Origin of the sequence: Sporosarcina sp. P20a, from assembly GCF_002743175.1 — a bacterium.
Classification (GTDB): domain Bacteria; phylum Bacillota; class Bacilli; order Bacillales_A; family Planococcaceae; genus Sporosarcina.
In genome coordinates this window covers 176876-190156 of record NZ_PDYT01000002.1, presented here as the reverse complement: position 1 = coordinate 190156, position 13281 = coordinate 176876, and the positions used below count along the sequence as shown (strand labels likewise).

The following is a 13281-nucleotide window of genomic DNA, read 5'->3' as shown; positions in this document are numbered from 1 at the left end:
CTTTACTTTATAGACTCAGACTTTTCTGAATCTGTTTTCTTATCCTTGTCGTCTTCTAGAATATCTTTTGTTGCCTTTTTAAATTCTGCTAACGTTTTACCGACAGCGGAACCAATTTCCGGCAATTTTCGCGGTCCGAATAAAATTAGAATAATGACTAAGATAATTATTAATCCAGGTACACCGATTGATGCCAAACTCATAAAACTCCCTCCTCTTACATTATTTTTTACATATTTACAATGTATTGGTAGAGCTCTGGCTAGTTTGCTAAATTCGTAAGGGAATTCTGGCCCTTATATATGATAGTGTTATTCGACAAAAAATGCAAAGTAATTCTACGAAGTTTTTAAACAATTATATTGCATGAATAAATAAAATAATCTGCTTAAATCATTTAATAATAGTATTTCTGAATAGATGTAAAATTATAAGTAGTTGCGGTATTGAAATAGCCGAATATCTAACACTAACTGACTGGTTTTTATTAAGAAGATGTAATGCAATTTTAATTTACTAGTTTATGTAATTAATTTGTTCGAGAGCAAATTACTCTATGCTTTTGAAAAAACAGATGAGTATTGTAGTTGTTCTGGTTTCAATTATGTATTACTTATCTCGAATCAGTGTGAGTTACAAAAACAGGAAGAGTAAATGTAATATTAGGAAAAATGAAACTTGTTACACTGGATAAACGTATTCAATTTAGTAGATAAATTCATATATGTAATAGTAGTAACTTCCATTAAAGGAGAAATCGGTTATGGATTCAATATACTAGATTAAAGTGATAGAACTGGGAAAGTGATCGTATGAAATTCTTTAAAAGAATGAATGAACAAGAAGCATTCAACGTTACTAGAAATGATTGTGACTCTTTGATTAAGCGTATCATCTAGTCAGTAATAGGCTATTTTGTGGAATTACTAAAATAACTAGCTTCTGTATTTGGACTCAGCTTCATCGTACTATGACATATTCAAATATTTGTTAGGAGGGCGAGTATGAGATGTTTTAAACATGTCTTAATAGGGATTGCATTTTCAACGATTTTCTTAACCGCTTGCGGTATGGCGGAGGATAAAGAGTACGACCAGAAAGGAAAACTGATGAAGCCAGAAGAGTTTTCCAATACATTTCTAAATGGAGACTATGAGAAGGTTTACAGTCAGATGAGCAAAGCGTTTCAAAAGGAAGTTCCATTGAAGCAGCTGCGAGACTTAGGTAATGATTTTAATCAAGACGTTACCACATATATATTACAATCTGAACTTCCCTATAATAATGGGGCTAAGCAATACACGTGGACAGATAATAGTGGTTCGAAAGGTATGGTGGCAGTCTTTGATGAAAATGATATTATTCAAGGATTACAGATCAAGCCACTCACTATGTATCCGAAAACCGACAATGTGTATACAGAAACAGTTATGGATTTCCCTTTTCGGGATACGTGGTATGTGTTTTGGGGAGGTACAAACAGTCTGATTAATTACCATTATGAATATGAAAACCAACGCTATGCCTACGACTTCGTAATAATGAATGAGGAAACCACCTACGAAGGAGATCCATCCTTGAATGAGAGTTATTATGCATTTGGCCAGGAATACCTGGCCCCGGGTGATGGGATAGTAGTTGAAGTGAATAATAATGTGAAGGATAATCAACCAGTTGGAATAATGAATGAAGAACAGCCCTTGGGGAATTACGTCATCCTTGACCATGGGAATAAGGAATTTAGCTATCTTGCTCACTTTAAATACCAGTCGATCATAGTAAATGAAGGAGATAAGGTCAATCAGGGTGACGTACTTGGCCAAGTTGGCAATTCTGGGAATTCCAGTGAACCACATATCCATTTTCATGTATCTGATTCTCCGGATCCTGTGTCTTCCAAAAGTATCAATATTAAATTTGATCGTGAGGATACATTTATCCAAGGTGATTTTGTGGAATAGGTTTAGAAGTCAATGGGTTTTAAACGCTTCCCTATATTCGGGGGCGATTGTGAAAAGAATATATGTATGCTCTTAGTTGATTAGAGTGGAAGCCGGTGACTCCGGGAGGTTCAACGCTCGCCCTCCGGAACGCAGATAAACTTTTTCCAGAAAAATTCCGTTAACGGGTGCGATTGCATCTATATCGCAATCGATCCAATTTGTGAAAAATGAAACGAAAGTAAAGGCTAGCCCACATAAAAATTATGGGATAGGGATTTCTTTAGTTTTAATTTATTTCGTAGGTTCAAGGGGCTGGCGTAATTACGGAATAAAAGATGCGCTTCCAACTGGTTAATTTTTGCAAAATAAATTGGGAGATGATAAGATTGTTAGTTTTTATAACGGGGCTTGGAACCTTAATAGGAAGTCTAATCCTCAAAAGTGCAAGTCCTCAGAATGTCAATCGTGTGTATGGTTATCGAACTAAAAGATCCAAAAAAAATCAAAAACTTTGGGATTTTGCGCAAAAATATTCTGCAAAAGTCTTAACCATAACTGCAGTTCTTAATATTGTAATTGGACTAATAATTATGATATTTGTGAAATTCGACAATGAATATTACTTGTTCTTTGAATTGGGATGGGTAGTTGTTTCCATCCTACCTGTTTTCCTTTTAACAGAGAGAAAACTAATGGAAATGGAACAATGCTGATCAAAAGTAAGTAATAGATTCACTATTTGATCATAAAGACACATACTACAGAAAAGCGGCTTATTTAGCTGTTGGGAGGATATATCGAAACGAATTAAATATGATGTGCGATATTTTACAATGTCTTGGAGAATTAATTCAAAATGAGAGTGAGCGAATTCGTCAGACGGTTGTAAATGCATGTGGATAAATTGCGATGAAAGATTTTGAAAGTGTGAAAGCACTCTTCGATAAAGGAATGGTAGATCCCCATCACTCAGTTCGAAATGCAAAGGAAGAGAAGGTAGAAGTGCATGGCAGGTATGAAAGGTTCAGTGAATTTACAAAAGACTATGTCATCTCTTATTTTGAAAATAGTAAAGGATGAATAAAGAGGCGCGAAGCTTTCTTAGACGGCACATGCTGCAACCATATTTAGAAAGCGCAGAAGCAACTTTATGACGAAATAAAATTAATTGGCATATAAGTCATTAAAAAGGAGTCAGTCCAATGGATAGTACAATAAAAAGACTTTTTGAAAACCTTAGAGATAAAGATAAGGACGTACAATACGAAGCATTTATGAAATTGTTTGATATTACGAACGATAAAGTAAACTGGGCTTATGAGGTTTGGGATCAACTGCTGACGGATTTAACAGAAGGGGATAACCACCAAAGATCAAGAGCTGCACAATTCCTCTGTAAGTTGGCGATAAGTGATCCAGAAAAAAGAATTCTAAAGGATTTCCCAACGGTTTGGGCTGTAACAAAAGATAAGAAATTTGTTACAGCAAGACATAGTCTGAAATCCATTTGGAACATTGCCTTAGCTGGTTGTGAGCAAAAAGAGTTGGTGTTAAAAACCCTTTCGGACAGATTTATAAACGGAACCGATGAAAAAAACTACACGTTGATTCGTTATGATATCATTGAAAGCCTTAGAAAGCTTTATGATGAAATAAAAGACGAGCAAGTTAAGCAACTTGCATTGGATTTGATTGAAAAAGAAGAGGATAAGAAATACAAAAAGAAATATGCTTCAGTATGGAAATAGTTAGTGTCATTTAATGAGGAGTGATCCATTGATAGCAAGAGAAGTAGAAATAGCGGATGCGGTGAAACTTTCCCGTCTAATTGAGCACGTAGAAGCGAGTTCAGATTATATGCTGATGGAAGCTGGAGAAAGAGAAACTGGACATGCGCAACAAATACAAAGTATACAACGTATAAAAGAGAGCGGTAATTCTACTATCTTAGTAGCTGAAAATGAACATAACGAGTTAGCAGGATATTTATTTGCTATCGGTGGTGATGCGAAAAGAAATAGACATTCTGCTTACATTGTAGTGGGTATTGCTGAAGTTTTCAGAGGACAGGGCGTAGGCACGAAGCTATTTATGGAGTTGGATCAATGGGCAAGGCATCATACTATACATCGTTTAGAGTTAACGGTCGTTACTCAAAATGAAGCGGGTTTGTCTTTATATAAAAAGATGGGGTTTGAAATCGAGGGAACTAAAAAGCATTCATTATGTATAGGAAAAGAATTTGTTGACGAATATTATATGGCCAAGTTCATCCATTCTACTATCAAATACACTAGGTAAGTCCTCATTCTGTTACGAATGAGGATTTTTTTAGGCATGTTATGTGAATTCGTTTTTCACTAGTTATTTACGTACTTCCAGCGTCTCCAACATCTGTTCAAATCGTGCGCCGTGACCTTCTTGTGCTTCAAGGAAATAGTTCGCCTTAATGAGCAATGTGCCTCCGTCTACTTCCATCATGTAGATCGTCACGACTTCACTATCCGATTCTTCTCCTGAAGTACCGTGCAATGAGAGCGCGTTGACTGGTGCAGAAATAATATTTTCCTCAAGCGGCATACTGTATACCTGTTCCATATCTTCCTTTACACTTTCTGGAGTTTGATCTTCGACGTATAGAAATGTCATATTCACCTCAGGATAACCTTCAGGCACTTCGTCAATCGGCATGAGCTTGTCTTCTTTTTCACCGGTCACAAACGTATAACGTTCCGTATCGATGTACATCGAGTACATTGCATCACTGCCTTCGACGAGGTCCATCTTGATAGTGGAGTCTTCACCTTCAACAGATATCACAACATCCATCGTGGAATCACGTTCCGGCAACGTCGTCGTTTCTTCGGGTATATCTTCAACAGGTTTTTCTGCGGGTGGCTTTACTTCTTCGGTAGGTTTTTCTGTTGCTGAATTACAGCCGACTAATAGTAGCGACATAGCAAAACTTGCATAGATCATCGTTCGCATATAGCTTCCTCCTTTAAAACGACGTAGAACTGCCTTATATGTATACGTTTACATGCAAAGAAGGTTTCAAATGTCAAGCAAATCATTAGAAATAAAAATGAGCAAGCGCTATGATATGTCCTGCAGATATTAAAACACAAGGGAGATTTTCATTATGACAATTAAAGTAAAAGCAGTAATCGGAAGTACAAGTTCCACTTCATACAATTTAAAATTAGTAAAATTCATGGCTGCGCGCTATAAAGAAGAATTGGAAATTACACCGGTTCTCATCAACGATTTAGAAATGTTCTCTATTGATATTGAAAGCGAACCAACTGTAGCGATTCAAACATTCAAGGATGACGTGAAAGATTCAGACGCAGTTATGTTCGCAACTCCGGAATATAACTTCTCTATTCCTGGCGCAATGAAAAATGCGTTGGATTGGTTGTCACGTGGCGGCGACTTTACATTACATGGCAAAACAGGATTTATCGTAGGATCATCAATGGGAGTGTTTGGTTCAGTAAGAGCACAGATCCACTTACGTGAAATTCTTTCTAACCCAGCACTAGCGCCTAACTTATTGCCAGGTAACGAAGTATATATCGGTGCTATTCATACGAAAATGGATGAAGAAGGAAATATTACAGATGAAGGTACAATCGCGTTCCTTGATACTGTCGTACAGAATTTCATCGCATTCCATAAGAAACAACAAGCAATCGCTCAAGCATAAGTAGGATGAATGGAGCTGTTCAAGTCGTCATTATTTTAAATGACGACTGGTGACAGCTCTTTTTTGATGCGAAATAGTATGAGATAAGAAAACAAAAGGCTGGCAGAGGTGTTGGGGAAGGGGATTGGTGCTTCGGAGGGGACGCTTTCCTAGAGGGCCCGCAGTGAGCCAACTGTTCGCTAGTGCAAACATGTGCTCCTTCTAGCTGCGCTTCACTCGCAAAAGCCGTTCTTCGTTACGGCTCTCGCTGATCCTCCCGGAGTCGCCCCTCCTACGCCCCAATCCCTTGCAGTGAAAGTAGATGATACTTTTTTGCGCACTAAAGTAAGTGTTGTAATCGATGTTGAACTTCAGTATTTGAAATTAAAATAAGTGAAGACAAAATAATAATTCATACACTTCCTATAGTGAGTGATCCAAGTACTCGCACTATCAACGTAGGATGGAAGCGGAAGTTGGGGGCGACTCCCGATGGATCAGCCCGATCAGGTGAGACAACCAAAAGAGAGCAAAGCGAACTGGTTGGCTCACCGCGGGCCCATGGGAAAGCGTCCCCCAACTGGAGCTTCCATACCATCACGCTATTAAATTTCACTCACTATTTTCACTTGACCTTGAATTTGAACTCGAACTTAAAACAATTCAAATACAGCCCTATTTTATTTATACGAAATTCTGGAGGTCGTACAAGTAGAAAACCCGTTCGTATGCTATAATAGCAGGTATACTTTAGGGGGAGAATACTTTGTACGATTACATAAAAGGCTATGTGACACGTGTGACACCTGAATATGTAGTGCTGGAGCAATCTGGAATTGGTTGGCAAGTCATGACACCGAATCCATTTGCTTTCCATGTAACAGAAGAGGTGCAGCAAGTGTTCACGTATTTGCATGTGCGTGAAGATACGCAGTTATTGATTGGCTTTAAGACGCTGGAACAACGTGAACTGTTTCGTAAACTGATTACCGTTTCGGGAATCGGTCCTAAAGGCGCGCTCGCAATTCTTGCGAACGGCTTGCCTTCTCAAGTAGTGAGTGCGATTGAGCGCGAAGATGAAGGGTTCCTTGTGCAGTTTCCAGGTGTCGGCAAGAAGACGGCGCGTCAAATGATCTTGGACTTAAAAGGCAAACTTCATGATCTATTTACGGAGATTGATTTGCCGGATTCGGAAGACACATTGCTTACGCTTGCTGAAAGTGACGAGCTCGACGAAGCATTGCTTGCGTTGACTGCGCTTGGTTATTCGGATCGCGAACTAAAGAAAGTGAAGCCGAAGCTCGAGAAAGAAGACCTCGATACAGAAGGCTATATGCGACTGGCATTAAAGTTATTATTGAAACAAGGCTAATACGATGGAGGTGGTTCCAATGGATGAACGCATACTGACGAATGAAGCGACGGATTTTGATGATGGTTTTGAACAATCATTACGCCCGCAATTATTACAACAATATATTGGTCAGCAACAGGCGAAAGATAATTTATCGATCTTTATCGAGGCGGCAAAGAAGCGGGAAGAAAGTTTGGATCATGTCTTGCTGTATGGTCCTCCTGGGCTTGGAAAAACGACGCTCGCAACGGTAATAGGAAATGAAATGGGTGTCAATGTCCGCATGACGAGCGGTCCAGCTATTGAACGTCCGGGTGACTTGGCGGCAGTAGTGTCTTCGTTGGAGCCGGGTGACGTCTTATTCATCGATGAAATCCACCGGCTGAACCGCGCGATTGAAGAAGTGCTGTATCCTGCAATGGAAGATTTTTGTCTCGATATTATGGTCGGAAAAGGTCCGACTGCACGTTCTGTGCGACTGGATTTGCCGCCGTTTACATTGATCGGCGCGACAACGCGTGCAGGAGCACTGTCTGCACCGCTACGTGACCGTTTCGGTGTACCGCTTAGACTAGAGTATTATGAAGTGGAATCATTGACGGAGATTGTCATTCGAAGCGCGAATTTATTTGAAGTGGACATTGATCCGTTAGCAGCTGTGGAACTGGCAAAACGTTCTCGTGGAACGCCGCGTATTGCAAATCGTCTACTGCGTAGAGTGCGCGATTATGCACAAGTGCGCGGTAACGGAATCATTACACTTTCGATTGCACAAGAAGCACTCGATATGTTACAAGTGGATCATCATGGACTCGATCAAATCGACCATCAGTTGCTCCATAGCATGATCGAACGGTTCCGTGGCGGTCCAGTCGGCATTGATACGCTCGCTGCAAGTATTGGCGAAGAATCGGTGACGATTGAAGATGTTTATGAGCCGTATTTATTACAAATGGGATTTATTCAACGTACATCAAGAGGTCGGATGGCGACAGAAAAGGCTTACGAGCATTTCGGTTATCCGCTTCCTGAGTGACAGATAGGAGTTAGCGTGATGGAAGTAGAAGATTTTGATTTTGATTTACCCGAGCATTTAATTGCACAAACACCACTTTTGGACCGAACAGCGAGTCGTTTACTCGTCATGGGTCGGGATAATGGTTTCGTCATGCATAAGCATTTCCGTGATCTGGTGGATGAACTAGAAGCAGGGGACTTGCTTGTGTTGAACGATACGAAAGTATTGCCGGCGCGTTTAATCGGTACGAAAGAAGAAACTGGTGCAACGATTGAAGTGTTATTGTTAAAAGAAACAGGTGACGACCGCTGGGAAACATTGGTCAAGCCTTCAAAACGAATAAAAGTAGGGACGATCGTGACGTTCGGTGACGGCTTATTGCAAGCTGAATGTACAGCACTTGGTGAACAAGGTGGGCGTGAATTCAAATTTAGTTATGATGGTATTTTTTATGAGTTGCTCGATCAGCTCGGTCAGATGCCATTGCCTCCATATATTACGGAGACGTTGGAAGATCAGACACGCTATCAAACTGTTTTCGCAAAAGAGCGTGGATCTGCGGCAGCACCTACAGCGGGCTTGCATTTTACGGATGAAATCTTAGATGCATTGCGTGAAAAAGGCGTGCAGATCGCTTTCATTACGTTGCACGTTGGGCTTGGTACATTCCGTCCTGTTAGTGTAGATACAATTGAAGATCACACGATGCATGCGGAATATTATGTGATGACAGAAGAAACGGCGGCACTTGTTCGCGAGACAAAAGCTAATGGCGGCAATGTAGTAGCGGTCGGTACGACGTCTACACGGACGCTTGAAACGATTGCTTCAGAGAATAACGGAGAAGTGGTCGCTGCGAGTGGCTGGACTTCGATATTTATTTATCCTGGCTATGAGTTTAAAGCAATTGACGGGCTCGTGACGAATTTCCACTTGCCGAAATCGACGTTGTTGATGCTGTTGTCGGCATTTGCCGGACGCGATCACGTCATGAGTGCATATGAAGAAGCAGTGAAAGAGCAGTATCGCTTTTTCAGTTTTGGGGACGCGATGTTGATCCGCCCTGCTACAAGAAAGGAACGAGGTTAATTGGCAGCTATTACGTACGAACATATTAAAACATGTAAACAAACGGGTGCGCGACTTGGGATTGTCCACACGCCACACGGTTCTTTTGAAACACCTGCTTTCATGCCGGTTGGAACACAAGCTACGGTAAAAACGATGGCTCCGGAAGAATTGAAAGCAATGGGTGCAGGCATTATTTTAAGTAACACGTATCATTTATGGTTACGTCCAGGAAATGAAATCGTCAAAGAAGCAGGTGGATTACATAAGTTCATGAACTGGGACCGTCCGATTTTGACGGATTCCGGTGGCTTCCAGGTGTTTTCTTTAAGTAAATTCCGTGATATTAAAGAAGAAGGCGTTCATTTCCGTAATCATATTAATGGAGATAAGTTGTTCTTGAGCCCAGAAAAAGCGATGGAGATCCAAAACGACCTTGGAGCCGATATTATGATGGCGTTTGACGAATGTCCTCCATTCCCTGCAACACATGAGTATATGAAAGCTAGTGTCGAGCGTACGTCTCGCTGGGCAGAGCGTTGCCTTGAAGCACATGGACGTCCGAATGATCAAGGATTATTCGGTATCGTACAAGGTGGCGAGTTTGAAGATCTTCGTAAGCAAAGTGCGCGTGATTTAGTATCAATGGATTTCCCAGGCTACGCAATCGGTGGATTGTCCGTCGGGGAACCGAAAGATATTATGAATAAAGTGCTGGACTTCACGACACCATTGCTTCCACAAGACAAACCACGTTATTTGATGGGCGTTGGATCTCCAGACTCATTGATCGACGGTGCAATCCGTGGAATTGATATGTTTGACTGTGTCTTGCCGACGCGCATTGCACGTAATGGTACGTTGATGACAAGTGAAGGTCGTTTAGTTGTCAAAAATGCTAAGTATGAAAGAGATTTTGGTCCGCTTGATCCGAACTGTGATTGTTATGCGTGCAAAAACTATAGTCGTGCCTATATTCGTCATTTAATTCGTGCGGGTGAAACATTTGGTATACGTTTGACGTCCTATCATAACCTGCACTTTTTGCTGAATTTAATGGAGCAAGTACGTCAGGCTATCCGTGAAGATCGCCTCGGTGATTTCCGCGAAGAGTTTTTTGAGCAATACGGCTTCAACAAACCGAATGCAAAAAACTTTTAAATCTTGTATAATAAAAAATGATGCTTCAGGAAGGGGGAAAATATATAATGATGGAACAATACGGTGGTATTTTTACACTAGTAATCATGGTAGCTATTATGTGGTTTTTACTCATTCGTCCTGCTCAGAAGAGACAGAAGGCAGCGAAAGAGATGCAAACTAGTTTAAAGCGTGGAGACGAAGTAGTTACAATCGGTGGTATTCACGGAACTGTGGATGCAGTAGATGAAACTTCTATTTTCTTGCGTGTATCTGAAACTACAGTTTTGCGTTTTGACAAGCAAGCAGTAGGCAGAGTTGTAACAGCGTCATAATAAAAAGCGGTTATCTAGTGGTATATCCATAGATTGCCGCTTTTTTGTTTGTTTACGTATAGAAAAAAGATCTGCCGGCACACTAAGTGTGAAGGAGGCAGATATGCTGTGCATGAGTTACTCATCATCGGATTGCGTACGGTCTTTTTATATATTTTTCTTCTTGTAATATTACGTATTATGGGGAAACGAGAAGTCGGCGAATTGGGTGTCATTGATATTGTGGTCTTTATTATTATGGCGGAAGTAGCTGCAATGATCGTAGAATCCCCTGACAAACCTATTATCGAAGGGATTCTTCCTATCCTTCTATTGCTGGTCATTCAATATATTTCGTCGATGATTTCATTGAAAAGCAAGAAGTTCCGTGATCTGGTCGATGGAGATCCTACGCTAATTATTAAGCATGGAGAGATCCAGGAAGATGAAATGCGTAAACAGCGTTATAATCTCGACGACTTGTTTCAACAATTACGCGAAAATCAAGTCGGTTCGATTCATAATGTGACGTTTGCGTATCTCGAACCTTCAGGAAATTTATCCGTATTCACAAAAGACGGTGACCTACCGATTGTGGGACTGGTGCTCGACGGCGATATTCAGCCAGAGCATCTGGAGTTGATCGGCAAGACAGAAGACTGGTTGTTACAAGAGTTACATGCTAAAAACATCACCGATTTGAGCAAGATTTTCTATTGCTCGTATGAAAAAGGACAAATAAGAGTGCAACTGAAACATGATTAATAGCGCTTAACTAAATTCCGTAGCATGACAAAGTCCTGCGTTTTGATTTGTCTTGTTAGTAATAATAAAGCGAGCAACACGCCTGATGTAATGGCGCATTCCACGAATAAATGATGCGAACCGATCGGAATAAAAATCGGGCGGATGACGACGGTCAACAGAAATACAATATACGTCATCGCGAACATCGAAAATCCAGTGGCGGTCGATTTGTTTTGACGGAGCGTAGCAATATGCAGGAAAGATGTAACGAGTACGCCGAAACCGATTGCGAGAACGGCACCTGTTTCTTGAAGACCTGGTTGTGATGCCAAAATGAACATTACCGCAAGCTTGGCGATCCCTCCGTAGACGGAGTTCATCATGCCTGCTTTCGCATCGCCCGTCGCCTGCAAAATCGAATAGAGCGGACTTTGAATATAATAAAAGAAGAAGATAGGCGCAAGCATCGTCATATAGCTGCCACCATCTACAATGTGAAAAAGCTTCTCCGCAAGTTCTTGCCCGTGCATATAAAATACGGTAGCCGCAAATGCACCGGTTAAGGCGGATAAACGCAATGCTAAATGAATGCGTTCTTGCAATTTCTTGACGTTACTCGAAGCGACTGCACCACTGACCGCTGGAACGAGCACGACAGATAATGCGTACGGAATGAATGCAGGAAACAATAATAACGGAATAAGTACCCCTGAAATGACTCCATACAATGAAGTGGCGGCTACCGTTCCAACGCCTGCCATGGAAAGTGCGCGTAAAAAGATAATAGGCTCGAGAAACCATGTGAAAGTTCCAAATAGACGACTGCCTGACGAAGGAAGTGCCACCTCAAGGATGGGCTCCATCGGATAGCGCGGTTCTTTTTTCTGTGGCTTTGGCTCCTTTTTTTGTTGCTGACGGTATTTGTAAAGAAGATAAAGTACCGACACGACTTCAGCGAGGAGTGTCACAGCCATCGCATATGCTGCATTCATCATTGGATCTTCTGGTGCTAGAATGTACGGCAGCATCCAGGTAATCAATAGAATACGAAAGATTTGCTCAATGACTTGTGCCCATGCCGTTTCTTCAATACGTGAAATCCCCTGAAAATATCCTCTGATTAATCCACCAATTGAGGCGATAGGTACGATGGCGAGCGCTACATATAACGCGGTAGAAGTCGCGCTGTTACCGAGTAGAGTTTCCGCTAGAAAAGGGATGAACAGAATACACGCAGGAATGAAGACTGCGCCAGATAAGATAGTGATAAATGTGGCGGTTCTCATAACTTGTCGTAATTGTACGGTGCCGCCTTGCGCTTTTAGTTCCGCTATCACCTTCGCGATCGCAATTGGCACACCAAGCTGTACTAAGGAGAGGAAAAAGACGAACGCCGGGTATGCGGTCATATAGATCCCGACCGTTTCTTCTCCTGCTACCCGCATAAATTGAATTCGATAGACGAAGCCGAGTAATTTTGATAAAAACACGGCCGCCATCAAAAAGATCGTCCCCCGAATAAATGATGACACCCTACACCACTCCTTCTGATTAGCCACGTTTTCCGATACAATAAGAATGCTTGTGCAAAACCCAAATATAGTTAAGTGTATGTGATATAATCAAGTTTATTCCGGAACTATACACGAGGGGGGAAGTGGCATTGGATCAACAGTTGACAGACTTATACAGACAGTTGCTCCCTGCACTAGAAAGTAAAAAGCAAGAATTGACGTTTTACGGCTACTCGGAGATTACGGAAGAAGATTTACTGAAATATGTAGTGGAGAAAAAGTGGCGAAAAAAAGAAATTTCTGCGATGCGTTCATATGAAATGATTTCAGATGTTTTAACAATTACGGCGGCACAGTTCATGACCCATACGCAAACAGAGGCTCAACGTAACAGTGAAGAAGTGTTGGAATTGAGTAAAGAAGAATGGTCTGTGTTATTTTCGCCTAAAAAAACGGATTGATTGGAAATTCCTATCATGAAGTATTTGACACAGA

17 protein-coding genes are annotated in these 13281 nt (G+C 41.1%); 14 read left to right on the top strand and 3 right to left on the bottom strand.

What is annotated here, in order from left to right; genetic code table 11:
- Positions 1–2 precede the first annotated feature (2 nt).
- Positions 3–203 (bottom strand): twin-arginine translocase TatA/TatE family subunit, encoded by a 201-nt coding sequence (gene tatA / locus CSV72_RS04330; protein ID WP_099677291.1) that lies wholly within the window; start codon positions 201–203, stop codon positions 3–5.
- Between the two features lie 801 nt (positions 204–1004).
- On the opposite strand from tatA, the gene CSV72_RS04325 reads away from it, so the two are divergent.
- The 6 genes from CSV72_RS04325 to CSV72_RS04310 all read left to right on the top strand — a co-directional run bounded on the left by CSV72_RS04325 (position 1005) and on the right by CSV72_RS04310 (position 4244).
- Positions 1005–1961: a M23 family metallopeptidase gene (locus tag CSV72_RS04325; protein ID WP_233191075.1), complete on the top strand. Its 957-nt coding sequence runs from the start codon at positions 1005–1007 to the stop codon at positions 1959–1961.
- A 202-nt stretch (positions 1962–2163) separates the two neighbouring features.
- On the top strand, positions 2164–2298 hold the full coding sequence (locus CSV72_RS17120) for a hypothetical protein (RefSeq protein WP_255407581.1): 135 nt from the start codon (positions 2164–2166) through the stop codon (positions 2296–2298).
- Between the two features lie 31 nt (positions 2299–2329).
- A complete protein-coding gene (locus CSV72_RS04320) occupies positions 2330–2656 on the top strand; it encodes an SdpI family protein (protein WP_158232150.1) in 327 nt (108 codons plus the stop codon).
- 196 nt (positions 2657–2852) lie between these two features.
- Positions 2853–3023 (top strand): hypothetical protein, encoded by a 171-nt coding sequence (locus CSV72_RS16685; protein WP_158232149.1) that lies wholly within the window; start codon positions 2853–2855, stop codon positions 3021–3023.
- Between the two features lie 122 nt (positions 3024–3145).
- Positions 3146–3691 (top strand): hypothetical protein, encoded by a 546-nt coding sequence (locus CSV72_RS04315; RefSeq protein ID WP_099677289.1) that lies wholly within the window; start codon positions 3146–3148, stop codon positions 3689–3691.
- Positions 3692–3719: 28 nt separating this feature from the next.
- Positions 3720–4244 (top strand): GNAT family N-acetyltransferase, encoded by a 525-nt coding sequence (locus tag CSV72_RS04310; RefSeq protein ID WP_099677288.1) that lies wholly within the window; start codon positions 3720–3722, stop codon positions 4242–4244.
- Positions 4245–4307: 63 nt separating this feature from the next.
- Here the strand turns inward: CSV72_RS04310 and CSV72_RS04305 are convergent, their stop codons facing one another.
- Positions 4308–4931 (bottom strand): hypothetical protein, encoded by a 624-nt coding sequence (locus CSV72_RS04305; protein ID WP_099677287.1) that lies wholly within the window; start codon positions 4929–4931, stop codon positions 4308–4310.
- 154 nt (positions 4932–5085) lie between these two features.
- Between CSV72_RS04305 and CSV72_RS04300 the strand changes: the two genes are divergently transcribed.
- The 7 genes from CSV72_RS04300 to CSV72_RS04270 all read left to right on the top strand — a co-directional run bounded on the left by CSV72_RS04300 (position 5086) and on the right by CSV72_RS04270 (position 11290).
- On the top strand, positions 5086–5652 hold the full coding sequence (locus tag CSV72_RS04300) for an NADPH-dependent FMN reductase (protein WP_099677286.1): 567 nt from the start codon (positions 5086–5088) through the stop codon (positions 5650–5652).
- Positions 5653–6397: 745 nt separating this feature from the next.
- On the top strand, positions 6398–7003 hold the full coding sequence (gene ruvA / locus CSV72_RS04295) for a Holliday junction branch migration protein RuvA (RefSeq protein WP_099677285.1): 606 nt from the start codon (positions 6398–6400) through the stop codon (positions 7001–7003).
- Positions 7004–7022: 19 nt separating this feature from the next.
- The gene (gene ruvB / locus CSV72_RS04290; RefSeq protein ID WP_099677284.1) at positions 7023–8021 is read left to right on the top strand and encodes a Holliday junction branch migration DNA helicase RuvB; all 999 of its coding nucleotides are present in this window, start codon (positions 7023–7025) and stop codon (positions 8019–8021) included.
- A gap of 18 nt (positions 8022–8039) precedes the next feature.
- Positions 8040–9092 carry a tRNA preQ1(34) S-adenosylmethionine ribosyltransferase-isomerase QueA gene (gene queA / locus CSV72_RS04285; protein WP_099677283.1) on the top strand — a complete coding sequence of 351 codons (1053 nt, stop codon included), beginning with the start codon at positions 8040–8042 and terminating at the stop codon, positions 9090–9092.
- Positions 9093–10232, top strand: coding sequence for a tRNA guanosine(34) transglycosylase Tgt (tgt, locus tag CSV72_RS04280; RefSeq protein WP_099677282.1), 1140 nt, complete (start codon positions 9093–9095; stop codon positions 10230–10232). It begins immediately after the preceding gene.
- 47 nt (positions 10233–10279) lie between these two features.
- Complete coding sequence (yajC, locus tag CSV72_RS04275; protein WP_369802878.1) at positions 10280–10546, top strand: preprotein translocase subunit YajC; 267 nt, start codon at positions 10280–10282, stop codon at positions 10544–10546.
- Positions 10547–10654: 108 nt separating this feature from the next.
- Entirely contained in the window at positions 10655–11290 is a 636-nt protein-coding gene (locus CSV72_RS04270) for a DUF421 domain-containing protein (RefSeq protein ID WP_099677281.1), read from the top strand.
- On the opposite strand, the gene CSV72_RS04265 is transcribed toward CSV72_RS04270, so the two are convergent.
- A complete protein-coding gene (locus tag CSV72_RS04265; RefSeq protein ID WP_099677280.1) occupies positions 11287–12804 on the bottom strand; it encodes a putative polysaccharide biosynthesis protein in 1518 nt (505 codons plus the stop codon). The genes CSV72_RS04270 and CSV72_RS04265 overlap by 4 nt on opposite strands.
- A gap of 131 nt (positions 12805–12935) precedes the next feature.
- Here CSV72_RS04265 and CSV72_RS04260 point away from each other — a divergent pair, with 131 nt between their 5' ends.
- Positions 12936–13247, top strand: a complete 312-nt coding sequence (locus CSV72_RS04260; protein ID WP_158232148.1) for a post-transcriptional regulator — start codon at positions 12936–12938, stop codon at positions 13245–13247.
- The last annotated feature ends 34 nt before the right edge of the window (positions 13248–13281 follow it).

Excerpts from the sequence above, each read along its gene's own strand:
- CSV72_RS04305 (WP_099677287.1), bottom strand. The coding sequence starts at position 4,931 with ATGCGAACGATGATCTATGCAAGTTTTGCTATGTCGCTACTATTAGTC.
- CSV72_RS04315 (WP_099677289.1), top strand. The coding sequence starts at position 3,146 with ATGGATAGTACAATAAAAAGACTTTTTGAAAACCTTAGAGATAAAGAT.
- queA (WP_099677283.1), top strand. The coding sequence starts at position 8,040 with ATGGAAGTAGAAGATTTTGATTTTGATTTACCCGAGCATTTAATTGCA.
- CSV72_RS16685 (WP_158232149.1), top strand. The coding sequence starts at position 2,853 with ATGAAAGATTTTGAAAGTGTGAAAGCACTCTTCGATAAAGGAATGGTA.
- tatA (WP_099677291.1), bottom strand. The coding sequence starts at position 203 with ATGAGTTTGGCATCAATCGGTGTACCTGGATTAATAATTATCTTAGTC.
- ruvB (WP_099677284.1), top strand. The coding sequence starts at position 7,023 with ATGGATGAACGCATACTGACGAATGAAGCGACGGATTTTGATGATGGT.
- CSV72_RS04325 (WP_233191075.1), top strand. The coding sequence starts at position 1,005 with ATGAGATGTTTTAAACATGTCTTAATAGGGATTGCATTTTCAACGATT.
- yajC (WP_369802878.1), top strand. The coding sequence starts at position 10,280 with ATGATGGAACAATACGGTGGTATTTTTACACTAGTAATCATGGTAGCT.
- CSV72_RS04300 (WP_099677286.1), top strand. The coding sequence starts at position 5,086 with ATGACAATTAAAGTAAAAGCAGTAATCGGAAGTACAAGTTCCACTTCA.